General features: G+C 59.1%; 20 protein-coding genes. 11 read left to right on the forward strand and 9 right to left on the reverse strand.

Annotation, left to right across the window (positions count from 1 at the left end; translation table 11 throughout):
* Window positions 1-101, forward strand: a 101-nt coding sequence (locus ACRZ94_RS19590; protein ID WP_480655235.1) for a hypothetical protein, incomplete at its 5' end; no start/stop codon positions are given.
* A 9-nt stretch (window positions 102-110) separates the two neighbouring features.
* Here the strand turns inward: ACRZ94_RS19590 and ACRZ94_RS19595 are convergent.
* The 8 genes from ACRZ94_RS19595 to ACRZ94_RS19630 form a co-directional block, all read right to left on the reverse strand.
* The gene (locus ACRZ94_RS19595) at window positions 111-1397 is read right to left on the reverse strand and encodes a lipopolysaccharide biosynthesis protein (protein WP_480656671.1); all 1287 of its coding nucleotides are present in this window, start codon (window positions 1395-1397) and stop codon (window positions 111-113) included.
* Window positions 1398-1566: 169 nt separating this feature from the next.
* The gene (locus ACRZ94_RS19600; protein ID WP_480798127.1) at window positions 1567-3393 is read right to left on the reverse strand and encodes an SGNH/GDSL hydrolase family protein; all 1827 of its coding nucleotides are present in this window, start codon (window positions 3391-3393) and stop codon (window positions 1567-1569) included.
* Between the two features lie 257 nt (window positions 3394-3650).
* Entirely contained in the window at window positions 3651-4238 is a 588-nt protein-coding gene (locus ACRZ94_RS19605; RefSeq protein WP_480656667.1) for an LbetaH domain-containing protein, read from the reverse strand.
* Window positions 4235-5398 (reverse strand): glycosyltransferase, encoded by a 1164-nt coding sequence (locus ACRZ94_RS19610; RefSeq protein WP_480656665.1) that lies wholly within the window; start codon window positions 5396-5398, stop codon window positions 4235-4237. The genes ACRZ94_RS19605 and ACRZ94_RS19610 overlap by 4 nt, the downstream gene beginning before the upstream one ends.
* Complete coding sequence (locus tag ACRZ94_RS19615) at window positions 5395-6498, reverse strand: glycosyltransferase family 4 protein (protein WP_480798128.1); 1104 nt, start codon at window positions 6496-6498, stop codon at window positions 5395-5397. Before ACRZ94_RS19615 ends, ACRZ94_RS19610 begins: the two co-directional genes overlap by 4 nt.
* Complete coding sequence (locus ACRZ94_RS19620; protein ID WP_480798129.1) at window positions 6495-7514, reverse strand: CgeB family protein; 1020 nt, start codon at window positions 7512-7514, stop codon at window positions 6495-6497. The genes ACRZ94_RS19615 and ACRZ94_RS19620 overlap by 4 nt, the downstream gene beginning before the upstream one ends.
* Window positions 7511-9007: a hypothetical protein gene (locus ACRZ94_RS19625; RefSeq protein WP_480798130.1), complete on the reverse strand. Its 1497-nt coding sequence runs from the start codon at window positions 9005-9007 to the stop codon at window positions 7511-7513. The genes ACRZ94_RS19620 and ACRZ94_RS19625 overlap by 4 nt, the downstream gene beginning before the upstream one ends.
* Window positions 9008-9073: 66 nt before the next feature.
* Window positions 9074-10303, reverse strand: a complete 1230-nt coding sequence (locus ACRZ94_RS19630; RefSeq protein ID WP_480656657.1) for a glycosyltransferase family 4 protein — start codon at window positions 10301-10303, stop codon at window positions 9074-9076.
* Window positions 10304-10478: 175 nt separating this feature from the next.
* On the opposite strand from ACRZ94_RS19630, the gene ACRZ94_RS19635 reads away from it, so the two are divergent.
* From ACRZ94_RS19635 to amaB, 9 genes are all read left to right on the forward strand, one after another.
* Complete coding sequence (locus ACRZ94_RS19635) at window positions 10479-11456, forward strand: alpha/beta hydrolase (protein WP_480656655.1); 978 nt, start codon at window positions 10479-10481, stop codon at window positions 11454-11456.
* A gap of 163 nt (window positions 11457-11619) precedes the next feature.
* Entirely contained in the window at window positions 11620-13200 is a 1581-nt protein-coding gene (locus ACRZ94_RS19640; RefSeq protein ID WP_480656653.1) for an ABC transporter substrate-binding protein, read from the forward strand.
* A gap of 102 nt (window positions 13201-13302) precedes the next feature.
* Window positions 13303-14862: an ABC transporter substrate-binding protein gene (locus tag ACRZ94_RS19645; protein WP_480798131.1), complete on the forward strand. Its 1560-nt coding sequence runs from the start codon at window positions 13303-13305 to the stop codon at window positions 14860-14862.
* 83 nt (window positions 14863-14945) lie between these two features.
* Window positions 14946-15923 (forward strand): ABC transporter permease, encoded by a 978-nt coding sequence (locus tag ACRZ94_RS19650; RefSeq protein WP_480798132.1) that lies wholly within the window; start codon window positions 14946-14948, stop codon window positions 15921-15923.
* Window positions 15920-16870, forward strand: a complete 951-nt coding sequence (locus ACRZ94_RS19655) for an ABC transporter permease (RefSeq protein WP_480656647.1) — start codon at window positions 15920-15922, stop codon at window positions 16868-16870. Before ACRZ94_RS19650 ends, ACRZ94_RS19655 begins: the two co-directional genes overlap by 4 nt.
* Window positions 16871-16874: 4 nt before the next feature.
* Window positions 16875-18584 carry an ABC transporter ATP-binding protein gene (locus ACRZ94_RS19660; protein WP_480656645.1) on the forward strand — a complete coding sequence of 570 codons (1710 nt, stop codon included), beginning with the start codon at window positions 16875-16877 and terminating at the stop codon, window positions 18582-18584.
* A 207-nt stretch (window positions 18585-18791) separates the two neighbouring features.
* The gene (locus ACRZ94_RS19665) at window positions 18792-19967 is read left to right on the forward strand and encodes a 2-aminoethylphosphonate--pyruvate transaminase (protein ID WP_480798133.1); all 1176 of its coding nucleotides are present in this window, start codon (window positions 18792-18794) and stop codon (window positions 19965-19967) included.
* Between the two features lie 122 nt (window positions 19968-20089).
* On the forward strand, window positions 20090-21196 hold the full coding sequence (locus ACRZ94_RS19670) for a saccharopine dehydrogenase family protein (RefSeq protein ID WP_480798134.1): 1107 nt from the start codon (window positions 20090-20092) through the stop codon (window positions 21194-21196).
* A 3-nt stretch (window positions 21197-21199) separates the two neighbouring features.
* Complete coding sequence (gene amaB / locus ACRZ94_RS19675; protein WP_480656639.1) at window positions 21200-22711, forward strand: L-piperidine-6-carboxylate dehydrogenase; 1512 nt, start codon at window positions 21200-21202, stop codon at window positions 22709-22711.
* A gap of 36 nt (window positions 22712-22747) precedes the next feature.
* Here the strand turns inward: amaB and ACRZ94_RS19680 are convergent, their stop codons facing one another.
* Window positions 22748-24325, reverse strand: a complete 1578-nt coding sequence (locus ACRZ94_RS19680) for a DUF5928 domain-containing protein (RefSeq protein WP_480656637.1) — start codon at window positions 24323-24325, stop codon at window positions 22748-22750.
* A 141-nt stretch (window positions 24326-24466) separates the two neighbouring features.
* Between ACRZ94_RS19680 and ACRZ94_RS19685 the strand changes: the two genes are divergently transcribed.
* Window positions 24467-25285 carry a sulfotransferase family protein gene (locus ACRZ94_RS19685; RefSeq protein ID WP_480656635.1) on the forward strand — a complete coding sequence of 273 codons (819 nt, stop codon included), beginning with the start codon at window positions 24467-24469 and terminating at the stop codon, window positions 25283-25285.
* Window positions 25286-25296 lie beyond the last annotated feature (11 nt).

Below are 25296 nucleotides of genomic sequence, written 5' to 3' on the forward strand. Positions count from 1 at the left end.
CCATGGTCCTGATCGAGGTCCAGACCGGCACCTATCTGGGTGAAGACGACATCGTCAGATACGAAGACATCTACGCAAGAGGACAAGGCGCTAAAGGGTAAGGCGCCTCGTCACCCAAATGGCGGGTGGCGTCGCATAACCCGAAGTGTCGTGGCCAGAATGAAGAGGTGCATCGCCAGCAGCGCTGCACCCGCCGAGATCAATCCGAAAGGGGCCAGTAAAAACCCTGTCGCAAATGTGCTGAGAACACCGGCGGTAGCGACCCAGATGGCCAGCAGGGAATGGCGGTTTGTGGACACATAAGGGGTCTGCAGGGTGAACCACACGATCTCAACCGCGATGGCCGTGGTCATCAGATACAGCAGCGGGGTCCAGCCTGCGACGGCTCCACGCGTCCACCACGCCAGAAAACCGGGCCCTAGTGTGATCATGCCAACCCAATAAAGCCCCGATCCGCAAATCCCGGACCAGACCATCAACCTGAATATCCGTGCGCCGGTCTGCCGGTCCTGTTCGCCGCTGAGGCGCGCGAAAATCGGCTCAAGCGCATAGATGAAAATGGCGGCGCACATACGGCCAACCCGCGTCAGGGTGCGGATCGCTGAGAGGATCGTGACCTTGTCCGGCCCAAGCTGGCTTGAAACCAGAATATTCACACCCTGAATCGTGACCAGATTGGTGATCGTGTACAGCATGTAGGACAGCGACGGCCCAAGCATGTTGCGAATCTTGGTGAAAGAGATCAGGCGCACATTCGGGCGGGTCCAGGGGTGCTTGACCCAGAGTATCGTGGTCGCGACCGAAAACAGGGTGATCTGAAGCGCAACAATCGTGACCGCGACGGCAAGATACCCTCCTCCGGCCAGTCCCCAGAAGGCAAGGGCGATTGCGACGCCAAGCTGATAGGTTGCGGTGGTAGCGACCATCAGCCAATAGAGCCCGCTGGCCCGCAACCCTGCGCCCACAGCCCCGAACAGGATCGAACCGGCGGCCACCATGGTCAGCAGGAAAAAGGTCAGCGGGACCTGATCGGCGAATTGCGAGATTCTGAGGAAATCGGCAAGTGGTAGCATGCTTGCCGCCGTACCCAGCGCCAGCAACAGAACGCAGACTCCGATCAGCATTACCCAGGCCGAGGCATTGACGACCCGCGCCCGGCCTGTGCGTTTTGCCGCCGTCAATTGCGTCATTTCATTCGCGGCGATCTGCGCCAGCCCCAGATCAGCCAGCGAGAACACGGACCGCAAAGAATCAATCGCCAGCCAGCCGCCGTAAACCTCTAGCCCCCAGGTCGAGATCATTATGGGCATCAACAGTAATTGTGTGCCTACCGTCACACCGCGGGCATAAACCTGCGCGCCGCTATTGGCGAAAAACTCCTTGGCGTTTCTTTGCATGGGGTCCGGCTTTTGACGTATTCGGCAAGAACGCCGTCACGTTACATGTCATTGTGATATGGGCCAGATCAAAACACAAAATGCCCGGCTTTGGGGGCCGGGCAATGGTTGAGTTTTGAAGACTGATGCTTTTTTGACTCAGTCGAATTGACCCCTAATTAGAGTCTATTCAGTTCGATACGGTAGGCAAGAAACGACCCGCAAACTGAGTCATGACGGCGGTCAGGTCCGTGTCTGAGAGCGCATCAAAGATGCCCAATGCGGCAATCTCTCCGGCGAAGGGCTCCAGCCCGCCAACCCCACCAAACAGGTGAAAAAGCGGCGTTGTGTCCGCCGGAAGCAAAGCCGGGTTGTCGATCATGGTCCGGGGTTGCGCGGCCCCGTTCAAAAACACGTCGCTGTCGCCATAGCTGCCACCGGCAGGCCTGCGCCACGCGATGACCGCATTGCTGCCATCGCTGATCGTCCCAAACCGGCTGCCGCCGTCGGAATGGTTCCAGACAATGCCATCGGCGTCCACGCCCCCCGACAGACTGCCTGCGCCAACATCGCCCAGTTGCCAGATCCTTTCCAACGCAGACAGGGCCGGGCCGGTGGTTAGGGCGGCAACAACAGTAAGCCCGGGGTTTTCGCCCAGCCCAAACCGGGTTGCAGCCTGAAAGAGCGCGCTGCCATTGCCCATGACGCGCCCTTTGCTGTTTGAGATCTGCGGAACGACCGGGATCGCGTCTGTATCTGCAAGGCGCGGCAAAAGGTGTTCGGCAATTGCCTTGTGCCCGGCATCGTCCGGGTGGGTTGAATCGGCCTTGGTAAAGGCAAACCCCTCCATATCCACAAAGGTGAACCCGGGCCGGGCCTGTGTGGCAGACAGGATGCTGTCGCGCGTCTGGCTCCAGGCAGCGGGTGGGGTGTTGGGGGCGTGGTGGTCCCATGGGCCGATCACCCAAACCGGCCCGGAATAGACACTGCGCAAGGCGTTGAACGCAGCATTGGCGCCCGCCTCGACCCCGGTTTGGCCGACATCGTTCAGTCCAAGGGCGATGACCACCTCGTCCGGCGCGCCGGAGGCTGCCGAAATACGGTTGAAGTCATCTACGATGCGGTCGGCCAGTGTTCGCTCGGCGCCCGAACTGTCGTTGACATAGCCGGTGCCGCCATTTCCGCTAGCGACGGAGCTGAACTCTTCGTGCGGGCGCAGCAGGTTGACCCACCCGTTCCAGGGCGCACTGGCGCCCGCGGCTGCGGTAAAGCTGTCGCCAAATACGATGGTCCGCCACCCCGGGGCGCTGGCGCTGACGGATGCGCCCGGTCGGGTCTTGAACCCAAACCAGCGGGCATCGCCGAACCCTTCGACGACAACGCGGTTAGCTTTTGCCGGCAGTTTGAAGGCCCACCAGCGCCGTCCGGGTCCGACGCCTGCGTGATTGACGGGTTTATGTGCCACGCCATTGATTGTCACACGATACCGGTCCAGCAGGTTGTCGCCGCCGTCAATGCGGATCGCAAAGTCGCGATCCACGATAAATGAGGCCTTCCACGACACGCTATGCCCATTTGCCGCCGGGATGTTGCCGCTGTTGCGGGTGGCAGATGGGAACTGTCGGCCCATCAGGCCGAAATAGTTGGAATCATGGAACCATCCGCCCCGCAGATCGGCGTCTTCTGCGCCATCCTGAATCAGGTGGCTTTGCGTCAAACCGTCATAAGGTGCCGATGGGGCGGACGAGGTGCCAACGGACAGGGTATTGGGATAGCCCGTCACATAAAACCCCCGTGCGCTGTCACTGGGTGCGGACAGGTGATGCCCGTTGCCGCTTGTATCCTTCACATGGCCAACGTCCTGCTGCACGTCGTTGACCGGGACGTTGCCTGCCAGATCCTGCGAAAGGCTGGACCTGTCCGTCAGGTCAAACAGCGCCAGCGGGTTGAAGGCCAGCAAACCCGCGCTGCGCCTGCGGACAGACAAGCTGGGGATGGAAATGCCAGAACTGATCATGCCAGATCTCCGTGATGTTGAATGAATAGGGCCAACCTCTGGCGGCCCCGGGATGTGTTCGTAACGGGATCAGGTGGTCACAGGCCCGCAGGGTCGACCACAAAGCCTGTCCTGTGGCGCGCTGTCTCAGGCCCGATTTCGTCAGCGACAAAAATTTCGCCCGAACGTTTGTTTTTGCTTAGGTGAGCGCACGGTGGCCCGGCAACAGGCGTGGAACAAACAATGAAACCCGTGGCCTACCGGACAATGAAACCGATCTAATTCCCCACCAAGTCCGACCGATCAAATTTCGCGCGCGTGCGAATGAACTGCGCACGATTTCCGGCGTAAACGCCCCAGGGCTGCAATGAGGTCATCGCAACGCCGCGCGCACCAAGAACGGCCCCCTCGCCCAGCTCGACGCCCGGCCCGACAAAGGCACCGGCGGCCACCCAGGCCTGCCGCCCGACGCGGATGGGGCGCGTGATCAACTGGTCGTGGAGGTCATCTATGTCATGACTTCCTCCGCACAGTTCTGCATCCTGCGAGATTGTGGCGAATTCCTCGATCACGATCCGGTCCATGCAGTAGCAATTCGCCCGGCGGCCCAGAACAGTATATCGTTCAAGCGTCAGGTTGGGCGGGTACCAGATACGGGCTGAGCCATAGACGCGCGCTGTGGAATGAACATCTGCCCCAAACAGGCGCAACGACCAAATGCGCCAGAAATGCAGGGGTGGCGGCGTCCACCGACAGAGCAGGTACCACCAAAGCCCCCAGATTAGCCGCAAAAGCCGGTGTCGCGCACTGAAATTCGGGCCGCCTGTCACCGGTGAACTGTGCTGCGCGTCCAAAGGCCGTGTCACTGCGCGCACCTTTTTGCGTCTTGCAGCACGCCCATTAGATCCTGCGCCGCCGCATGCGTGGTAAATCGCTGTTCATATCCGGTGCGCGCTGCACGTTTCATGTCCGCGCGTTCAGGGGCGGATAGGGCAAGAAACTCTGCAATCGCCCGGCCCGCACCGGCGCTTGTGTTGTCGCAAATGATGGCTGCGCCCGTGTCCGAAAGCTCGGCATGGATATTTGTTTGCCGCGTTGTGATAACCGGCGTTCCACACGCCAGCGCCTCGGCCAGAACCACGCCGAAGTTTTCTTGATGGGTGATCAGGGTCAGCGCCTCGGCCCCCTCAAGCGCGGCCCATTTCTGGTCGCCTGACAGCGGCCCGGGGAAATGCACGCGGCCTTCGATCCCGGTAACGCGTGCCAGATCGCGCAGGCCCGGCACCATGTTTCCCGGATCCGGCCCTGCGATCACTAGTTGCAACGTTGGATCGTCCACAGCGGCCTGTCCAAACCCCCGGATCAACAGATTGGCCCCTTTCTTTGGATGAAGCCGGCTGAGGAACAGGATGTACCGTTGATCCGCTGTCAGGTTCAGTTTTTTCCGAAACGCGCCAATTCTTGCCGCAGAGTCCGACGTTGGCGGTGCGCTCGCGCCATAAGCGACAACCGCTTCGGTGTAGGGCGGGCCGATGAACCCGCCGCGTGCAGCGTCAGCCTCTTGTCTTGCGGTGAAAAGAACGCGGTGGGCATGATGCAAAACGGGGCCTTGCGCGGCCCAAAACGCCTGTTTGACCCAGTGTTTGACCGGTTTCACCTGCCGAAAGTACGGGTCCAGCATACCGTGCGTATAGACAACATAGGGCAACCCGGCCCTGCGGCAGCCGCGCCCGCCACCGACCGAGGCCCAGTGCCAGACGCCATGAATCACGGCCACGTCGAAACGATGCGCATTATTTGCAATCCAGCGGGCCAGCTTTTGGGTATAGCCGACCGAACTGACACCTGGCCCCACTCCGGTGGCCGGAACCGGGCTTTGTGCCAGCCACGGCGCCTGTGGTGTATCGAGTGTGACGGTTTCGTTCTGCCAGCCCGCGCGGGCCATTTCTGCCGAGCTCGCATTCATGCCGTGCACCGGGCCGCCATAGGCCGGATCAACGGTCGGGATCACGCGCAGCACTCTCATGCGGCCACCGCATTCAGGATGCTCTGCAATTGCTGTTCGTAATGCGCCATTAGATACTGTGTTTTGACCTTTCGGCGGCCCTCTGCCCCCATTTGCCGCGCCAGTATCCGGTCGCTCAGAAGGGTTTCCAGCCGGTCGGCAAAAGCCTGCGTGTCTGACGGGTCGACGACATAGCCGTCCCTCCCGTCCGAAACGATTTCCTGCGCCGCATCCCGGTCCCCGCAGATCACCGGCAGGCCCCGCAACCACGCTTCGAGATACACAATTCCGAACCCCTCTTTTTCCGAAGGCAGGCAGAATACGCTGGCTTGCCCATAGGCGGCGGCAAGGGCTGCATCCGAAATTCGGCCAGTAAACCGAACGCTGGTGGAAAGGTCGAGATCCTTTGAAAACGTCTCTAATACAGGGCGAATGACACCATCACCCACGATCGTCAGGGTCGCATCCACCTGCCGTTGTTTCAGCAGGGCGAAGGCCCGCAACAGTTTGTCAACGTTCTTGCCGTGATCATGTGCAGCCAATCGGGCCACGCACAGGATGTTCGGAGGCCCGTCATTGGACGGATCAGGCAGCGGCAAATCATCCACCGCATTGCGGAAGACGCTGAACATCTGAGGCGACAGCCCAAACGCCTGCGCCATCCGGTCGGCTGTGAATTGCGAGACCGAGATAACCCGATCCAGACGCCGCATCATCGCTGCGTCCAGCGGCTGCCGCGCGCGATAAACGGGGTCGCCCCAAACCTCATCCCCGTGAGCGACCAGGACTCGGCGTGCCCGGGGTGCAACCATGGAACATGCGCTTAGCACCGGCAGGAGATTGACGTGGCCCGCAATCAGAATATCGGCCCCCCGCGCGGCCGTCACCGCCGCGCGAAACATCCTCGGGGCAGAGCTGTCACAGGGATGGAAGTCAGCGGCTATGTCCGTGGGCATGTCCGATACCTGATCCCGCCGTAGTATAATCTGCGGACGCGCCCCACCTGTTTCCCCCGCCCGATTGGCCAGCGCTTTGACAAAGCGGCGATTGAACTGCTGCAGCCCGCCAAGCAAGCTGTAGGTCTCAAGCCCCAGGAAGACGATTTTCTCGGGCGCACTCATACTTGCGTGCCTTTCGCATGTTCCAGAATGCTGGACATGAGGGGCTCGTTGAACGTGCCGTTTGCCCGGGCGCGGGCTTGTCCGGCGCGGGCAACATCCCGCAGGCGGTCAGGCTCGGCCAGCAGGCGTTTGCACTGTTCCGCGCAATCCTCGGCGGTGTCAAAAAACAGGGCCTCGCGGGATTCGTCGTACAGGCGTTCATGGGTTGGGGTCCGGATCGCACACATCGCTGTACCAATGGCGGGGATCTCGATACTGCGGTTGGTGTGCGTATCGCAGTTGTTGGTGTTCAGAATAACCAGCGCAATCCGGGCACCTGCGATGGCTGAGGCATAATCGCGCCCTTCCAGATAGCTGCTGCGAATATGGGGTTTGAGCACCGCGTGATTTACAGCCTTGTGCCAGCGCGGCCCATAGATCGCCAGATCCAACCCGGCCTCGATCAGTGTTTGCATGAAAGCCTCGCGGCCCGGCATCCAGGTTCCGACAAAGGCAACGTCCGACTGCCACTGCGGATCCAAGGGGGTGTCGAACGGTCTGTGCACAACCTCATCGGCGCATTGCAGAACGGCGCGCGGATTGCGTGCGCCTTTGGCCCGCATGGCGTCTTCCTGACTGTCCCGTTCGACGGTCACTGTAAGGTCGTATTGTTCCAGAACCTGCTGAAAAAGGGCCCAGCGTTTCCGCTCGGGCGTGGGCGTGGCATAGGGATTATCCCCGGTATAGTGACTGATTGAAGGGGCAAAACCCTTTAACAGAGTCATGCTTTTGGGGCCGATCACTTCGCCACCGTCAACATGGACATGATCGAATGACGCGCCGTTGATGTCTTGTTTCAAGGTCCGTGACACAAGATGATCGATGCCAAATCCACCCTGACGATTGAGCCAAAGCCGCCAGTGTTTTGGCAGTGCGCGGTCCGGGGCGATATGCACAACCTCATGCCCCAGCCGCCTTGCGGCCTCAGCCCGCTGTAACGAGGTTCCGGATTTCGATCCAACGTAAAGCAGCCTCATTCCGGGTGCCCCGTGGCGGGTCGGAGTGCAGGGGTCGGGGCGCACATCGTCAAAAGCCGCAGGCTCAGACCGACCAGCAGGCACAGGGCCAAAACCTGCAGGGGGGCCCGCAACATGGTCAGCGTTTGCCCCAGAATGGTTGTGGTCAGAATTCCATAGCCGACCAATAGGGCGTTGAACGCCTGCACCACGGTCCGCAGGCCGAAATAGCGCAGCATCAGGCGGTAGGTCACAGCCCAGCACGCGAATACAAAGGTGGAAATGAGGAATACGCCCCAATAGCCACCAAGCGCCCACGCCTCGGCCTGTGAGGTGATCATGGGGCGGCCGACGCTTTCGCGGGATCGCAGGGCCAGCTCCCAGACCAGTTCATCGCCCAGCATGGTGATCTTCTGCTGCCCGAAATTCGGCAGCGCGCTGGGTATGGTGGTCTGCCACAGTTTGGCGAAATCCAAGCCCGTTGGCACAACGATACGGCCGGTGACGATGTCCATTTGTGGCAACAAGGTCAGGCGATCAAATATCGACGTGTCGCCGCCGCCAAAGAAATACGACCGGAACAGGCTGACGCCGGTTTGACGCTCGGCATAGACGAAAGAGGCGCTGTGCGTGTGGAACGGGTTGATCAGCGTGATCAGTGTCTCGGTGGAAAACAGGCGGGCAAGAGCCTCGCGTATCATCAGGTCTGGCGTTTCGCGCAGCGGGCGCACCGCAATAGAGACCGCCGAGAAAACCGTCAGAAACCGCACCAGAAAATAGGCCAGGACCACGCGCTGCCAGGTGAGGAAACGACGGCCAAAAATCATCAGTAGGACGAGGCCCAGCAGGACAAAGGACAACAGATCAGTCCGGCTGTTGTCGATCACTGCCAGAACGCTATAGGCCCCGAAAAGCCCCAGAAAACAAGGGTCAAGCGCCCGTGCTCCGGTCCGAAGAAAGCTGAGCGCCACAAGAATGGGCAGCAGGTAGAAAAAGCTGGTGGCGACAATCGCGGATATACCCCCCGTATAGCGCAGCACCAGGACGCAAACCGAGCTGATCAGGAAGACATAGAACAGGCTGTTTGTGCGCCGGGCCGCAGCAATGGTTGCCTGTCGTGATCTGTTGGGCACAAGCGCGTCCAGCAGGCCGATCAGGGCCACAGCACTTTGGGACACCAGCACAATCATCGCCGCCCGGTCCGGGCCCAGGATATTGAAATCTATGGATACCAGCCGCACCGAAGCATTCATCATCAGCATAAAGCTGAAAGTCCAATAGGGGGACGAGTAGAAAAACGCGCGCCATCCGTCCTTGTGCAAAGCCACCATGGCGGTTGCGATCAAGGCGCAGCACAAATGAATCAACAGGCTGAGTTCGGGTTGAAGGGCCAGCTGAAATGCAAATAGCAGCACGCTGAGGATCAGGCCAATCCAAAGCACCATGCGCATCCGCGCGTCAAAGCGGGCGGCGGCCCGTGCATCCAAAGCGATCATGCTAGCTGTTGTGTTCATTGTCCTGTGTTGAGGGAAATGCCAGAAATCTGAATAAATGGTTAACGCGAACAACCACAGCGCGAATTAACCCTGTGGTCTGGCGCTAAACACGCGCTGAAAAACCGAGCGGTATGCTTCCAGAATCGTATCGCGATTCATGTTTTGCTGTACAAACAAGCGACCGGCATCGCCCATCTGTTGTTGTCGAACCGGGTCGGCAAGCAGATCAGACACCGTCTGACACAGGCCGGACTCATCCCCGGGATGAACACAGAGACCCGCGCCCGAGGATTGGGCCAGTTGGTCCAGGGGGCTGCCCGGTTCGGCGATGCAGACAAACGGTCGCCCGGCGGACATGATCGAAAACAGCTTTGAGGGCAGCGCATAGTTCGCCACGTTCAGCGCTTGGGGCACCAGATGTACATTGGCGCTCTGTAGGGATTGGATAAACTGCTTGGCTGGTGCGAGATCCAGAAAACGGGCGCTTTCTATGCGCCGGTGGCGGATCTCGTCCTCAAACCTTGCTCGCTCGGACCCGTTGCCTTGCAGAATGATCTCGACCTCGGGTGTGGTGTCGGACAGATGAGCCAACAGCGGCAGAAGCTGATCGAGGTTCTGTTTCTTGCCGAAATTGCCCGAATACATCACCCGCGGTGGACCCGTCGGATCAATCGGGACCTGCGCGGCGACCTTGGACCAGATCGGTAATACGGTCACAGGTTTTGTGCAGCCGATCCGCTCAAGCTCAGTCTTCATCCCTTGGGTCAGCACGATGACTTCATCTGCAAAATTCAGACCCAAACGTTCGGCAAAACGCATGGTCCTAAAGATCAAGGGATGGGCTGAAAGGCCCAGAGATTCCGCAAGACCGCTTTCAATATCATGTACAACAGCCACGATCCGCGCGCCGCTGCGCAGTTTCAGGGCTGCGGCCCCGTAGAGGGTCAGAATGCTGGGCACATAGGCGATGATCAGGTCCGTTTGCCGATAGCTTCCCTGGATCGCACGGCCAAGCGCACGGCTGAGAAAGCGCAGATCGTTCCTGATCCGGTCCTTGAACCCACCCGAGCCGCGCGGGCTGACCGGCACGCGTTCAATCCGTATGTCATCCAGTGCCTCATGGTCTCGCGCGCCCTTGGACCATTCTGCAAAGGGTTCAGCGCTGGGGTAATGCGGGCGGAAGGTCAGGGCAGAAACGGCATAGCCCGCGCTGGACAAATGGCGCGCAAGATCGACACTGTAGGGGGCAGACCCGATATCTTCGGGCCAGAAATAGGGCGACAGGTAAAGAACCGACGTTTCAGATGCAGCCATTTTGCAGTGCTATTGCTCGTACACTTTGTGGATACGGGCCTGAAACGCGTTTAGTCAACCTTGGGTTTAGTTGCATTGAGGCGCACAACTGCCTTTGCAGTCAAAAGCTGACAGATCGTTGCGCGGTTGCTACGCTCATCGCATTCAAAACAGTCTTTCGCCTGAGGGATTTCTTATGCTTTTTATCACCAACCGGTTTCCAACCCAAAGTATCCGCACCCGCAAAGGCCGCCGTTTTACCTTTGATCTGAATAATAACGCGCCGTCGAACTCGGTGTTTTATTGCGAGACAGGGGCAGACGGGAATCACACCGAAATCACCAGCAAAGAGCTGTTGCGCCGGGTTCGTGACAGTCAGTGCCGCCAGATTTTGCTGTATCTGCACGGCTTCAACAACCTGCCGGACGTCGTGTTTCACGACGCGGCCGAACTGCAGCGCCTGTGCGATGCCGCCAAACCGGGTGAGGTGCTGGTTTTGCCGCTGATCTGGCCCAGCGATGCCGAAGAGGGCATTGTCCAAAAGTACTGGGATGATCAGAAGTCAGCGGACCAAAGCGGGTTTTCCTTTGCCCGGGTGCTAGAGCGGTTTCTGGAATGGCGCAACAGCGAAGACAATGAGCCCGACACTGCCCCCTGTCTGAAACGGATCAACCTATTGGCCCATTCGATGGGCAACCGGGTCTTGCGGCAGACGTTGATTGCGTGGAACCGGTACGATCTGGCGTCGGGCGTGCCGCTGCTGTTTCGCAATATCTTCATGGTGGCAGCCGATGTGGTCAACGAAACCGTGCACGAGGATGAGCCCGGTGTGCTGATCAGCCATGCCGCGCGTAATGTCGTGGTCTATTTCGCCTCGGATGATCTGGCGCTGCGGGCCAGCAAGGCGGCGAATCTGAAAAACAAGGTCGCTTCACGCCGTTTGGGGCATACAGGCCCCGAGAATATCGATCGCACGCCGCGCAATGTGTTCCAGGTCGATTGTGATGACATCAACACACGCTACGACCTGCCAACCGGACACAAATATTTCGGAGCCGAAGAGCCAGGGGGTGAGGCTGGTCTGGTGTTCCATCACATCTTTCAATGCCTGCATTCAGGCAGGGTTTTCCCGAAGGATGCCCATCAACGTTCAGATATTCTGCGTGAGAGTTGATCTGCTTAGACCGCAGATTTGAATGAATTTCCCTAAGGTTGTCACACGATCTCACATTCTTGTGTTGCAACTGTCAAAATGATCTGGATGATCTGTCACATCATGGCCGCCCAAGCGGCCTGCCGCCCGAATGGCGGCGCTAACAATAACCGGGGAGACTAAAATGATCCTAAGAAACCTGATGCTGGCTGCCAGCGCGACTGCGTTGATGGCAACGGGCGCTTCGGCTGAGACTCTGCGCTGGGCGCGCGCTGGCGATGCGCTGACGCTGGACCCGCACTCGCAAAACGAAGGTCCGTCGCACACCATTCGCCACCAGATGTATGAACCGCTGATCATCCGCGACGTGACCGGCGCGTTTGAGCCTGCATTGGCGACCGAGTGGGGGCCCAAGGCCGATGATCCGAATGTCTGGGTCTTCAAGCTGCGCGAAGGTGTGAAATTCCACGATGGCGCGGATTTCAACGCCGAGGACGTGGTGTTCAGCTTTGAGCGCGCCAAGCAGCCGAACTCGGACATGAAAGAGCTGATCGGCTCAATCACCGAAGTACGCGCGATCGATGACTATACTGTTGAGATGGTCACCGACGGCCCGAACCCGATCCTGCCGTCGAACCTGACCAACCTGTTCATTCTGGACAAAGGCTGGGCCGAGGCGAACAACACCGTCAACGTTCAGGATTTCGAAGGCGGCGAGATCACCTATGCGACCACCAACGCCAACGGCACGGGGCCATATAAACTGCAAAGCCGCGAGCCTGACGTGAAAACCGTGATGGTGCGCAACGACGACTATTGGGGCATCGACCAGTTCCCGATGGAAGTGACCGAGATCATCTATACCCCCATCCAGAACGCAGCGACCCGCGTAGCGGCGATGCTGTCGGGTGAGGTGAACTTCCTTCAGGATATGCCGGTGCAGGACATTGACCGCGTCAATGGTGCCGACGGCCTGATGGTCAAGCAAGCGCCGCAGAACCGCGTCATCTTCTTTGGTATGAACCAGGGCTCGGATGACATCGAAGCGGACAATGTAGACGGCAAGAACCCTCTGGCCGATGTGCGTGTGCGTCAGGCGATGTCGATGGCGATCAACCGTGATGCGATCAAACAGGTCGTGATGCGTGGTCAGTCGCAGCCCGCGGGCATGATTGCGCCGCCCTTCGTGAATGGCTGGACCGCTGACATGGATGGCGAATCCGCAACTGATCTGGCCAAAGCCAAAGAACTGATGGCCGAAGCAGGCTATCCCGATGGCTTCTCGCTGCGGTTGGACTGCCCGAATGATCGCTACATCAACGATGAGGCAATCTGTCAGGCGGCTGTCGGCATGCTGGGTCAGATCGGTGTGACCGTGAATCTCGATGCCAAGCCCAAGGCGCAGCACTTCCCGCTGATCACCGATGGCAAGACCGATTTCTACATGCTGGGCTGGGGTGTTCCGACATATGACTCGGAATACATCTTCAACTTCCTGGTGCATGGCCGCGAAGACGAGATCGGTACATGGAATGGCACCGGCTATCAGGACGATGCGCTGGACGCAAAGATCAAGTCGCTGGCCTCGAACACGGATCTGGACGCGCGGAATGCCGACATCGCCGACATCTGGCGCGTGGTGCAGGACGAAGCGCTGTACATCCCGATCCACCACCAGGTTCTGAACTGGGGTATGGCTGACGGTGTGGGCATCGAAGTGGATGCCGAAGACCAGCCCAAGGTCAAATACTTCACCATGAACTAAGCGTAGCGGGGGCCGAAAATCGGCCCCCGTTTGCCTCTGATACGAACAGGGGTGTTGAGTTGTCTTCCATGTTTTTTCCGAAACCACTTTGAGGACGCGATCATGATCCGTGCTATTCTTGTGGCCAGCACGATGCTGGCGCTGCCCGCCACAGCCAAAGAATTCACCTGGGCTTCGACCACCGATCCACAAACGATGGATCCGCATGCCGTCAACTCGGCCCCGGTACTTGGATTTCTCAACAACGTCTACGAAGGGCTGGTGCGGCGCGGCAAGGACATGAGCGTCGAACCCGCCTTGGCCGTCAGTTGGGAGCCGATCGGCGAGGGCGAAGGTTGGCGGTTTAACCTGCGTGAGGGTGTGAGCTTTCACGACGGCAGCGCCTTTGACGCGCAGGATGTTCTGTTCAGCTATCAGCGCGCCTCGGGCGAGGCCGCAGACACCCGCAGCTGGTTTGCGCCGGTCAGCGACGTGATTGTGGTCGATGAATACACCGTCGACATCATGACCAGCGCGCCGAATCCGCTGTTTCCGTCCTCGATTGCCAATTGGATGATCATGGATCAGGGCTGGACCGAGGCCAACGATGCGACCGTACCGGATAAGGAAACGGGCAACTTTGCCACTGTGAACGCCAATGGCACCGGCGCGTTCAAAGTCACAGCGCGCGAACCGGGTCTTCGCACTGTGTTAGAGCCGCATGAGGGCTGGTGGGGCGCGGCGGAACACAACATCACCCGCGCCGAGTTCAACCCGATCCAGAACCCGGCCACCGCCGTGGCCGCGCTGTTGTCGGGCGATGTGGATATGATCAATCCGGTGCCGATTCAGGATGTTGCGCGTCTGCAGAATGATGCCGACGTTGAAGTCATTCAGGGGATTGAGGCCCGCGTGATCATGCTGGGCTTTGATCATCAGGCCGAGGCGTTGAAATACACCGATGATGCGGGCAAACCAAACCCGTTCCGCGACCCGCGCGTCCGCAAGGCGGTGGCGCAGGCTGTGAATGTTGACGCAATCCTCGCAACCATCATGCGCGGCAATGCCGAACCGGCCTCGCAACTGGTCAGCCCCGCGATGAGCGGCTATTCACAGGCCAATGCGGACCGCCCGGCCTTTGATACCCAGGCCGCCAAGGCCCTGCTGGCCGAGGCCGGCTATGCCGACGGCTTTTCTTTCGGCCTGAAATGCCCCAATGACCGGTATTTGAATGATGAGGCCGTATGCCAGGCTGTCGTCTCGATGCTGGCGCAGATCGGGATCACCGCAGAACTCGACGCGATGCCGGTGCGCAACTACTGGCCTGAGCTGCGCGAAGGTAATTACGACATGTACCTGCTGGGCTGGAGCCCGGGCACCTTTGACGCGGAACACCCCGTGCGGTTCCTCGTGGCTACGCCGAACGAAGAAAAGAAACTGGGCAGCTGGAATTTCGGCGGTTTTTCGAATGCGCGCGTGGATGAGCTGTTGCCGATGATCCAGTCGGAACTGGACGCGGATAAACGGCAGGCCATGCTGGATGAGGTCGCGCAGATCATTCAGGACGAACAGGTCTATGTGCCCATGTATGTGCAGCCCTTGGTCTGGGGAACACGCAGCAATATCGAGCTGACGCAGCGCCCGGATAACTTCTTTTTGCTGCGCTGGGTGACGGTGAACTGACAAAACGTAACGTTTGTGCGTTAGCGATACCTTGACCATTCGCTGAAAGACGGCCTAGAGACACCGATCAACGAGGGAAACGAATGTTCGCTTATATCATCCGAAGGATGTTCCAATCCGTGATCGTGCTGCTGGTCGTGGGGCTTGTGGCCTTTTCCATGTTCCGCTTTGTCGGCGATCCAATCGACAATATGCTGGGGCAAGAGCGTACCCAGGCCGATATTGACCGGCTGAGGGGCGAGCTGGGGTTGGATAAACCCTTCCCTGTCCAGTATTTCAAGTTCCTGCAAGGGGCCGTTCAGGGCAATTTTGGCGTCTCGTACCGTCAGGGCCGCCCGGTGTCGACCATCCTGCTGGAGCGCGCGCCCGCGACGCTGGAACTGGCCTTTGTCTCGGGCTTTCTGGCGATCACCATGGGGATTGCGCTGGGCGTGTTCACCGCCATCCGACGACAAGGGATCGCCGCGAATGTCATCATGACGGTATCTTTGATCGGGGTGTCCCTGCCCACGTTTTTGATCGGGATATTGCTTATATACATATTCTCGGTCGAACTGGACCTCCTCCCCAGCTTTGGGAGGGGCGAGACCGTTATGATTGGCAATTGGTCCACCGGTTTTCTGACGGCCTCGGGGCTGAAGGCGCTGATCCTGCCTGCGATCACGCTGGGCCTTTATCAGATGACGCTGATCATGCGACTGGTCCGCTCCGAAATGCTTGAGGTGATGCGCGCCGACTATGTCCGCTTTGCCCGTGCGCGCGGGTTGTCGGACCGGGTGATCAATTTCCGCCATGCACTGAAGAACACGCTGGTGCCGGTGATCACGATCACGGGTCTGCAACTGGGCTCGATCATTGCCTTTGCCATCATCACCGAGACAGTATTCCAGTGGCCGGGCGTCGGCCTGCTGTTCATCAACGCGATCCAGTTTGTCGATATTCCCGTCATGGCCGCTTATCTGATGCTGATTTCGGTCATGTTCGTGACGATCAACCTGATTGTCGATCTTCTATATTATGCCATTGACCCGCGCCTGCGTGTCGACGCGAGGGCCACATGACCGATATCCTGGATACCCCCAAAACCCCCGAAAAGACGCGGTTTGCCAAGTTCTGGGACAGCGATTTTGCCTGGTCCTTCCGGCATTCACCGGTGGCGATTGTTGCCTCGCTGGTGGTGGTTGTACTGGTGCTGTCGGCGATCTTTGCGCCGCTGATCGCGCCGTATAACCCGTTCGATCCGGCCTCGCTGAACCTGATGAACGGCTTCACGCCACCCGGCACGCCCAACGCGTTCACGCAGGAAACCTTCTTTCTTGGCACCGATGATCAGGGCCGCGATGTGTTCTCGACCATCCTGTACGGGCTGCGGGTTTCGCTTTTCGTCGGGGTCTCGGCCGTGGTGCTGGCAATGATCATCGGCGTGATCCTTGGGCTGATGGCGGCCTATTACGGCGGCTGGATCGAGACTTTGATCATGCGGGTTGCCGATGTGCAGCTGACCTTTCCGGCCATTCTGGTCGCCATGCTGATCTTTGGCATCGCCAAGGGCGTGACCCCGCCGGAATACCGCAACGCGATGGCGATCTATGTGCTGATCGTCGCGATTGCCCTGTCGGACTGGGTGCAATTTGCCCGCGTCGTGCGGGGTGCGGCACTGGTAGAAAAGAACAAGGAATACGTTCAGGCTGCGCGCTTGATCGGTCGCGGATCGTTCCCGATCATGTTCCGCCATATCCTGCCCAATGTCCTCAGCCCGGTTCTGGTGATCGCCACCATTTCGCTGGCGCTGGCGATCATTGCCGAGGCAACGCTGAGCTTCCTTGGCGTGGGCGCGCCCCCGACCCAGCCGTCGCTGGGCACGCTGATCCGTATCGGGCAGGGGTTCCTGTTCTCGGGTGAGTGGTGGATCTTGTTCTTCCCGGCCTGCACCCTTCTGGCGCTGGCCTTGTCTGTGAACCTGCTGGGCGACTGGCTGCGCGACGCGCTGAACCCCAAGCTGCGGTGATTTCATGAGCCTTCTGACGATCAATGACCTGACGGTCGAATTCCCGACCCGCCGCCAATTGTTCACTGCCGTGGACCATGTGGACCTGTCGGTGGAGCCGGGCGAAATCCACGGTCTGGTGGGCGAATCCGGCGCCGGTAAATCCACCATCGGTGCTGCCATCATGGGCCTTTTGGACCGCCCCGGCCGTATTGCCAGCGGTACCATCAAACTCAGCGGTGATCAGATCAGCGGTCTGGATGCGGATGCGATGCGTGGGCTGCGCGGCAAAAAGATCTCGATGATCTTTCAGGACCCGCTGACCTCGCTCAACCCGCTGTTTACTGTGCGCGAGCAACTGGTTGAGACGATTCAGGCCCATCTGGGCGGCTCGGACGCCGAGGCCAAAAAACGCGCCCGCGATCTGATCGACCGGGTCGGTATTCCCGACCCCGACACGCGGCTGGATCAGTACCCGCACCAGTTTTCGGGCGGGATGCGGCAGCGCGTGGTGATTGCCCTGGCATTGTGCACCGAGCCGGATGTGATCATCGCGGATGAACCGACCACGGCGCTGGACGTGTCGGTTCAGGCGCAGATTCTGGACCTGATCAAGGAACTGGCGACCGAACGTCAGGTGGGCGTCATTCTGATCACCCACGACATGGGCGTGATTGCCGACACCACGGACAAGGTGACGGTGATGTATGCGGGTAAGGTCGTTGAGAGCGGCCCGACCTCTCAGGTCATGGGCCAGCCCAGCCACGAATACACCAAATCCCTGATCGCCGCCGTGCCGCGCCCGACGTTGAAACTGCACCGCTTTCCGCAGATCAGCTATGGCGGGCGTGAGACCCGGTTTGCCATCGAAGACATGGCGCGCCATTGGCCCAAGGTTGACAATGACACCACCAAACCGGTGTTCGAGATACGCAACCTGACCAAGAAGTTCCTGCAAAAGAAGGGCCTGCTGCCCTGGGACCGCACCTATTTCACTGCTGTGGACGATGTCAGCTTTGACATCCGCGCGGGTGAGGTGTTTGGCGTTGTAGGCGAATCCGGCTCGGGCAAGTCCACGGTGGCGCGGATGATTGCGGGGCTGTACCCAGTTGATGGCGGCACCATCACTTTCGAGGGGCAGACAGTCAGCGACCTGACCAACCGCGCCGCGCTGGATGCCTATCGCAAGAACATCCAGATGATCTTTCAGGATCCCTATTCCTCGCTGAACCCGCGTATGCGGGTCGATGACATCGTGGCCGAACCGATCCGCCATCACAAGCTGATGGAGGGGGCTGACATCAAACGCCGCGTGGATGAGCTGCTGGATCAGGTGGGCCTGGGGTCCGAGGCCGGGCTGAAATACCCGCATGAGTTCTCGGGCGGTCAGCGTCAGCGGATTTCCATCGCGCGCGCCCTGGCGACGCAGCCGCGTTTTCTGATCTGTGACGAACCCACCAGTGCGCTGGACGTGTCCATTCAGGCTCAAATCCTGAACATCCTAAAGGATTTGCAGGAACATCTGGGCCTGACCCTACTGTTCATCAGCCATGACCTGCCGGTGGTGCGTCAGATGTGCGACCGGGTGGCGGTGATGAAACAGGGCAAAGTGGTCGAGTTGCAGGAAACCAACGACCTGTTCGCCAATCCGCAGACCGAATACGCCAGCGAATTGCTGCGGTTGATGCCACGGCTGGATGACCTCTCGACCGAGGGTCTAAATCCCGAAGCGTAGGGCCCGCCCGGTGCAATATCAGTGCCTAACTAAGAGAATTTGAGCGGTGCGGCAGGCCATTACAGGTTTGCCGTGCCGTGTGGCACCGGCGTTTATGTCGGATTTCTGACAGGACCCGCATCATAGAAAAAAGCTATAAGGCATAGATAAGATGGAGTTCGATCAATAGTCCTTGGATGTGCCCTTTCAGGAACAAGGCTTCAGATCATGTCTTCCTTTCCCCGCCCCGAACTTGGTGAGCCCTATCTGCTGACACCGGGGCCGTTGACCACCTCTTATACTGTAAAACAGGCGATGCTGCGCGATTGGGGCAGTTGGGATGGCGATTTTCGGGCTATGACAGCCGAATTGCGGGCCCGTCTGTTGGATTTGCTGGGCGATGGCAAAGACGCGTATGACTGCGTGCCCATGCAGGGTTCGGGCAGTTTCGCGGTTGAGGCGATGCTGACATCGATGATCCCACCCGACGGTAAAGCGCTGGTTCTGGCCAACGGGGCCTATGGCAAACGCGCAGCACAGACTCTGGCTTACTCCGGGCGGGCGCATGTTGTGTTGGACAAGGGCGATTACCTGCCGCCCCGCGGGGCCGAGGTGGTGCAGATTCTGGCCGATGACCCGGCAATCACCCATGTTGTTGCCATTCACTGCGAGACGAGCTCGGGCATCCTGAACCCGCTGGCCGAGATTTCCGAGGCCACGGCGGCTGCCGGTCGCAAGCTGTTGATCGACAGCATGTCCGCTTTTGGTGCGATTTCGCTGCAACCGGGCGAGTACATTTTCGAGGCGCTGGTTTCCTCGGCCAATAAATGCATCGAAGGCGTGCCGGGCTTTGGCTTTGTTCTGGCCCGCAAATCGGCGCTGGCCGAGGCGAAAGGCAATTGCCCCTCGCTGAGCCTGGATCTGCATGCGCAATGGGACGCGATGGAGAAAACCGGCCAATGGCGCTTTACCCCGCCGACCCATGTGGTTGCGGCTTTCCTGCAGGCGTTGACCGAACATGCCGCCGAAGGTGGCGTGGCCGGGCGTGGTGCGCGGTACCAGCGCAACCGTGATGTCATGGTGTCGGGGATGCGTAATCTGGGGTTTGAAACCCTGCTGTCGGATGAGTGGTTGTCGCCAATCATCGTCACTTTTTTCTGTCCGGCGGATCCGAATTTTGATTTCGGCCGGTTCTATGATCTGATGAAAGATCAGGGCTTTATCATCTATCCCGGCAAACTGACCGAGGTCGAAAGCTTCCGGGTCGGCTGTATCGGACGGATGGATGCCGACGTGATGCGCGCGGTGGTCGAAGCGGCGAAAGAGGCGCTGGTGCAGATGAACGTCGTCAGCGCGGCCCCGCCGGCCGCAGCGGTCGCATCTCGCATGGCGCAGATCGCCTGATTGATCGTTTTGACGAAAAATCCGATATAATGACGTAGCTTTCGGCGTTTTCGGCAAGATACCCTCTGCGGATTGAACAATCTGCGCCTCATACTTTCACAAAACGAAAGAGGAGGCGCGTTTTGAGCTGGAATATTTGTGTCATAGGCGCAGGCAAGATCGGTCAGATGATCACCAGTCTGCTGCAATCGTCATCCAATTACTCGGTCACCGTGGCCGACCGCGATCTGGCCGCTTTGTCGGTGCTCAATCAGTTGGGCATCGCGACCCGGCAGATTGATGTGTCGGATGAGGCGCAGCTGGCGCAAGGTCTGGCCGGGTTTGATGCGGTGATCTCGGCGGCCCCGTTTTTCCTGACGCCGAAGATCGCCAAGGCAGCCAAGACCGCAGGCGCGCATTACTTTGATCTGACCGAGGATGTCGCTGCCACCAATGCCGTGCGCGAACTGGCCAAGGACAGCCAATCTGCGTTCATGCCGCAATGTGGTTTGGCACCGGGTTTCGTTGGCATTGCCGGTGCTGCGCTGGCGGCGGAATTTGACGAGCTGGACAGCCTGCATATGCGGGTTGGGGCGCTGCCTCTTTTCCCGACAAACGCGCTGAAATACAACCTGACCTGGTCCACCGACGGGCTGATCAACGAATACTGCAATCCCTGCGATGCCATCGTGAATGGTGAACGCGTGAAGACAGCCCCGCTGGAAGACTATGAGGTGCTGGGACATGACGGGGTAGAGTATGAATGCTTCAACACCTCAGGCGGATTGGGCACGTTGCCCGAAACGCTGGAAGGCAAGGCGCGGGCAGTCTCTTATCGCTCGATTCGGTATCCCGGCCATTGCGAAATACTGAAGCTGCTGCTCAAGGATCTGGGGTTGGAACATCGCCGCGATCTGCTCAAAGACATCTTTGAAACCGCGCTGCCACGCACTGATCAGGATGTGGTGCTGGTGTATTGCACCGCCAAGGGCATGATCGACGGGGCCCTGCGTGAGAAATCGCTGATCAACAAAAGCTTTGCCCGCACCCTCAACGGACAGGTCTGGAGCGCCATTCAGGTCACCACCGCCGCAGGCGTTCTGGGCGTGGTTGACCTGATGCGCACAGGCGCTTTGCCCGGCAAGGGATTTGTCCGGCAAGAACAGGTGACGCTGTCCGATTTCCTCAACACTGAATTTGGCCGGCTCTATCGCGCTGGCGACGTAACCGAACAAAACAAGGCGGCTTAAGACATGAAAGACATCGTGATGACTGCGCAAACCACCCTTGCCAATCTGGACCTGACGGCTGAGGACCTGACCGGTGGCTCGCTGGCCGTGCGATCCCCCATCGACGGCAGCCTGCTGGCCGAGGTGCATGAAACGCCTGCTGGCAACATGGACACCATCTTTGCCAACGCCAAAACCGCGTTCAAGGCGTGGCGCACCGTGCCCGCCCCGCGCCGGGGTGAGCTGATCCGCCTGCTGGGTGAGGAATTGCGCGCTGCCAAGGACGATCTGGGCGCGCTGGTCAGTTGGGAGGCCGGCAAGATCACATCCGAAGGTCTGGGCGAAGTGCAAGAGATGATCGACATCTGCGACTTTGCCGTGGGTCTGTCACGGCAGTTGTACGGCCTGACCATCGCATCCGAGCGCCCCGGCCACCGGATGATGGAGACATGGCACCCGGCGGGCCCGGTCGGTGTGATCTCGGCCTTCAACTTCCCTGTTGCGGTCTGGTCGTGGAACGCGGCGATTGCGCTGGTTTGCGGCGATACGGTGATCTGGAAACCGTCTGAAAAGACGCCGTTGACCGCGATGGCCTGCCAGAAGATTTTCGAACGCGCGTTGGCCCGGTTCGGCGATGCGCCCGACCATCTGCTGCAAACCCTGATCGGCGGTGCCGCTCTGGGTGAGGCACTGGTGGCCAGCGAGGATGTGCCGGTGATTTCGGCCACCGGCTCCACTCGTATGGGCCGCGCGGTGGCCCCTGTGGTGGCGCAGCGGTTTGGCAAGTGCATTCTGGAACTGGGCGGCAATAACGCGATGATCGTTGGCCCCTCAGCCGATCTGGAAATGGCGGTTCGGGCGATTGTGTTCTCGGCCGTTGGGACTGCCGGTCAGCGCTGCACCACACTGCGCCGTCTGATCGTGCATAACTCGATCCGTGAGGAGTTGGTCGGCCGCCTCAAGAAAGCCTATGCCGGTCTGCCCATCGGCAACCCACTGTCTGACGGCACACTGATCGGCCCGCTGGTCGATGAGGCCTCCGGCGCGGCCATGACCGCCGCGCTCAAGTCCGCCGAGGCCGAAGGTGGCACCGTATTCGGCGGCGCGCGCGTGACCGAAGGTGTCCCGGGCGGCGTCTACATGCAGCCCGCCATTGTCGAGATGCCCGGCCAAACCAAGACGGTGAAAACCGAGACCTTCGCGCCGATCCTCTATGTCATGGGCTATGAAAATTTCGACGACGCCATCGAGATGCAAAATGACGTGCCGCAGGGCCTTTCGTCTTGCGTTTTCACCCTGAACATGCGCGAGGCCGAGCAATTCCTGACCGCAGCCGGATCTGATTGCGGCATCGCCAACGTCAATATCGGGCCTTCGGGGGCCGAGATCGGTGGCGCATTCGGCGGTGAAAAGGAAACCGGCGGCGGGCGTGAAAGCGGATCTGACGCGTGGAAGGCGTATATGCGGCGGCAGACCAACACCGTGAACTACTCGGCTGAATTGCCGCTGGCGCAAGGCGTCAAGTTCGACATCTGATCCAAGGGCCCGGCGGTGCGCAACACCATCGCCGGGTCAATCCGCAAACAGGTAATCCAGCTGCATTATGGCCTGGGCCTTGTCTTGTGAAACCCCCAGGAATTTTGCAACGGCGGCCTCATTTTCGGGCCGAGGGTTGGCTTCGCGGATACGCAAATACCCGTCTATCCCCGCCCCCCGGATCATCTCGGATTCATAGACCATCGCATTGAGCAGGGTCGGCACCAGACGGGCGACGCTGTCTGCGGGGCTGTTTTCACCCGCCAGACCCACGCGCCGGGCGTGGCCGATCAGATAGTCGTCGGAATACTCACACTCGATCTCAAGCACATGGGTCTTGGCCTGATCGGCGCAGAAATCCTGAATGATATCAAGATTGGCCGGGTCCACGCAGATCGCCAGCTTGTCGGTTTCAAAATGCTCAAACAGCATCCGTACAACGGCGCGGCGGTGGCGGGATCGTTTGGTCAGGGTGGTCTCAATGCCACCCAGATCGGGTAGGGGAGTGGCCTCTTCGTTGAACAGGTATTCAACGCAGGGAATGTCTGTTTCAGACATGATCTGATCGACCAGCCGTTTGGCCACATGCCATTTCTTGCAGGCGATCAGAAAAACCTCTCGCTCGGGGCCCAGGGTATTCCCGGCCTCCCAGAACCTTTGGCCGTGACGGCGGCCAACACGTCCGCGCCCGGTGAGAAAGCTGAACAGGTTCCGGCCCTCACCCGAAATCTGAAACGCGACCCCTTCGCTGGCATAAAGCTTGCCCAGCCGCTCTTTCAGCTCATGCGCTTCGGGGCTGATCTTGCGGGCGAACAGGTAATCCTGACCCAGCAGCATGTCGTAATGGTCATTGTAGAAGGTGACCGGCATCCCGTAATCCGAGAACATCAGGAAGGTGAGGGTGCGGTTCTCGATTTCCTCTTTCGGGATCAGGTGGCGGACGAGGGTTTGAAAGAACGTCTCATCCGGGATCCATGTGGTCGAGAAAAACCGGATCACATCCGGGCGCTGTTTCAGGAAATCCAGGATCATCTCAACCGTGCGGCGGCGCAGGCACCACCACTGGCTGCCGATCATCACCTGAATGTCCTTGGGCACCTCACGCGTCAGACCAAAGCGTTTCTGCAGATCGTACGATGTGTAGAACCGTTTGCTCTGGGTGCGTTCATTGAAGAAATGGCGATAGATCAGCCGGTCTTCTTTCATGCCGGTCTTAATCCAGTTGCTGGCAAAAAAGTCGTGGCTTTCGACAAAATCCTTGTCGTTTTCGTCCAGAAACCCGTGGGCGTATTCGGCGGTTTTGATCGCCATGCAATCGCCCGAAAGCATGTAGAAATGGGTGGCGCGGGGAAAGGCATCGACGGCGGCCTGCAAGGCATTCAGAGTTGCCTGAACCAAAGACCATTCCCCCCAGCCGCATTTGATGCGCCTGGCCGCAAAAGCGACATTCGGGTTGTCCTTCAGCGCGCTTTGAATGCGCGCGTAAGCGGCGGCGCTGGCGCGGGCGTCAAAGTGGATCGCCATGCAATCCCCCGCAGCTGTTAGCTGTGTGGCCTGTTCGATGATGGCCTCGGGGTCTTTGTGGCATAGAAGAATGTAGGCAATCCTGGCCATTTTATGTCTGCTTCACCTGTTTCTGCCTGTGTCGACCGTGATACTGAGGATGAGCGATTGAATAAACAGAATATTTTTGGTTCTTTGGCTACAAAGGCAGGCGTGTTGAGTGTGTATTGACCTGCTAAGGAGGCGTTTCATATGGGTTTTCCCGGCACATGGATGACCGAAAGCGAAAGCATGGTATACCGGGTCGTGCCGAAATGTGCCTGCTCGACCATTGGTCAGATCATGTATTACTCGGATCATGGTCAGTTTTTCGACGGTGACATCCACGATGCAAAAGGCGGGATGCATAAATGGGCGTTTGACCGTAGCCAGGGCCCGATTTCAGAGAATATCCGAAACCATGCGTCCTATTCCTTCACCTGCGTGCGCAATCCCTATACGCGGATTCTGAGTTCATTCTTTGACAAGATCTGCGGTATTCAGCGGAACGGAAAACGCTATCGCGGTAACCTGGTGCCGACGCTGATCTACAATTACGGCATCGAGGTCGGTGGCGATGACGGCAAGGGGGAGTTCGACCAGATCGCCAGCTTTCGTCGGTTTCTTTTGTTTGCGCGCGACACGATCCGCTGGCGCAGGCCGATGGATCCAGACATCCATTGGTCCGCCATGTCGGGCCATGTCTCGACTTTTATCGTGAATGGCGGGCGGTATGACCGGATATTCTGGACCGAGAAGTTCAATGACGGGATGCAAGGCGTGTTGGATCATCTCGACGTACCGCATGCGGTGACCTTGTCCGATATCCCGCGGTTCAATGAATCCGAAGGGCACGGCCCCAAGCGTGCGCATCCGGTTGAAGACTACTTCGATGATCTGTCGATGCATCTTGTGTACGAGATCTACAAACAGGATTTTGAACTGTTCAAATACGATTTCGAAAATCCGGCGAACAAAATGCCAATCGGCGAAATTGATCTGGATGAGGTTCACGCCAAGCTCGGCGACTGATCAAGGCAGGG

This window comes from Ruegeria sp. CH10, assembly GCF_056537125.1.

Coding starts and splice junctions, on each gene's coding strand:
- ACRZ94_RS19595 (WP_480656671.1), bottom strand. CDS start 1,397: ATGCAAAGAAACGCCAAGGAGTTTTTCGCCAATAGCGGCGCGCAGGTT.
- ACRZ94_RS19655 (WP_480656647.1), top strand. CDS start 15,920: ATGACCGATATCCTGGATACCCCCAAAACCCCCGAAAAGACGCGGTTT.
- ACRZ94_RS19665 (WP_480798133.1), top strand. CDS start 18,792: ATGTCTTCCTTTCCCCGCCCCGAACTTGGTGAGCCCTATCTGCTGACA.
- ACRZ94_RS19645 (WP_480798131.1), top strand. CDS start 13,303: ATGATCCGTGCTATTCTTGTGGCCAGCACGATGCTGGCGCTGCCCGCC.
- ACRZ94_RS19600 (WP_480798127.1), bottom strand. CDS start 3,393: ATGATCAGTTCTGGCATTTCCATCCCCAGCTTGTCTGTCCGCAGGCGC.
- ACRZ94_RS19680 (WP_480656637.1), bottom strand. CDS start 24,325: ATGGCCAGGATTGCCTACATTCTTCTATGCCACAAAGACCCCGAGGCC.
- ACRZ94_RS19650 (WP_480798132.1), top strand. CDS start 14,946: ATGTTCGCTTATATCATCCGAAGGATGTTCCAATCCGTGATCGTGCTG.
- ACRZ94_RS19640 (WP_480656653.1), top strand. CDS start 11,620: ATGATCCTAAGAAACCTGATGCTGGCTGCCAGCGCGACTGCGTTGATG.
- ACRZ94_RS19685 (WP_480656635.1), top strand. CDS start 24,467: ATGGGTTTTCCCGGCACATGGATGACCGAAAGCGAAAGCATGGTATAC.
- ACRZ94_RS19635 (WP_480656655.1), top strand. CDS start 10,479: ATGCTTTTTATCACCAACCGGTTTCCAACCCAAAGTATCCGCACCCGC.
- ACRZ94_RS19620 (WP_480798129.1), bottom strand. CDS start 7,514: ATGAGGCTGCTTTACGTTGGATCGAAATCCGGAACCTCGTTACAGCGG.
- ACRZ94_RS19660 (WP_480656645.1), top strand. CDS start 16,875: ATGAGCCTTCTGACGATCAATGACCTGACGGTCGAATTCCCGACCCGC.
- ACRZ94_RS19625 (WP_480798130.1), bottom strand. CDS start 9,007: ATGAACACAACAGCTAGCATGATCGCTTTGGATGCACGGGCCGCCGCC.
- ACRZ94_RS19630 (WP_480656657.1), bottom strand. CDS start 10,303: ATGGCTGCATCTGAAACGTCGGTTCTTTACCTGTCGCCCTATTTCTGG.
- ACRZ94_RS19610 (WP_480656665.1), bottom strand. CDS start 5,398: ATGAGAGTGCTGCGCGTGATCCCGACCGTTGATCCGGCCTATGGCGGC.
- ACRZ94_RS19615 (WP_480798128.1), bottom strand. CDS start 6,498: ATGAGTGCGCCCGAGAAAATCGTCTTCCTGGGGCTTGAGACCTACAGC.
- amaB (WP_480656639.1), top strand. CDS start 21,200: ATGAAAGACATCGTGATGACTGCGCAAACCACCCTTGCCAATCTGGAC.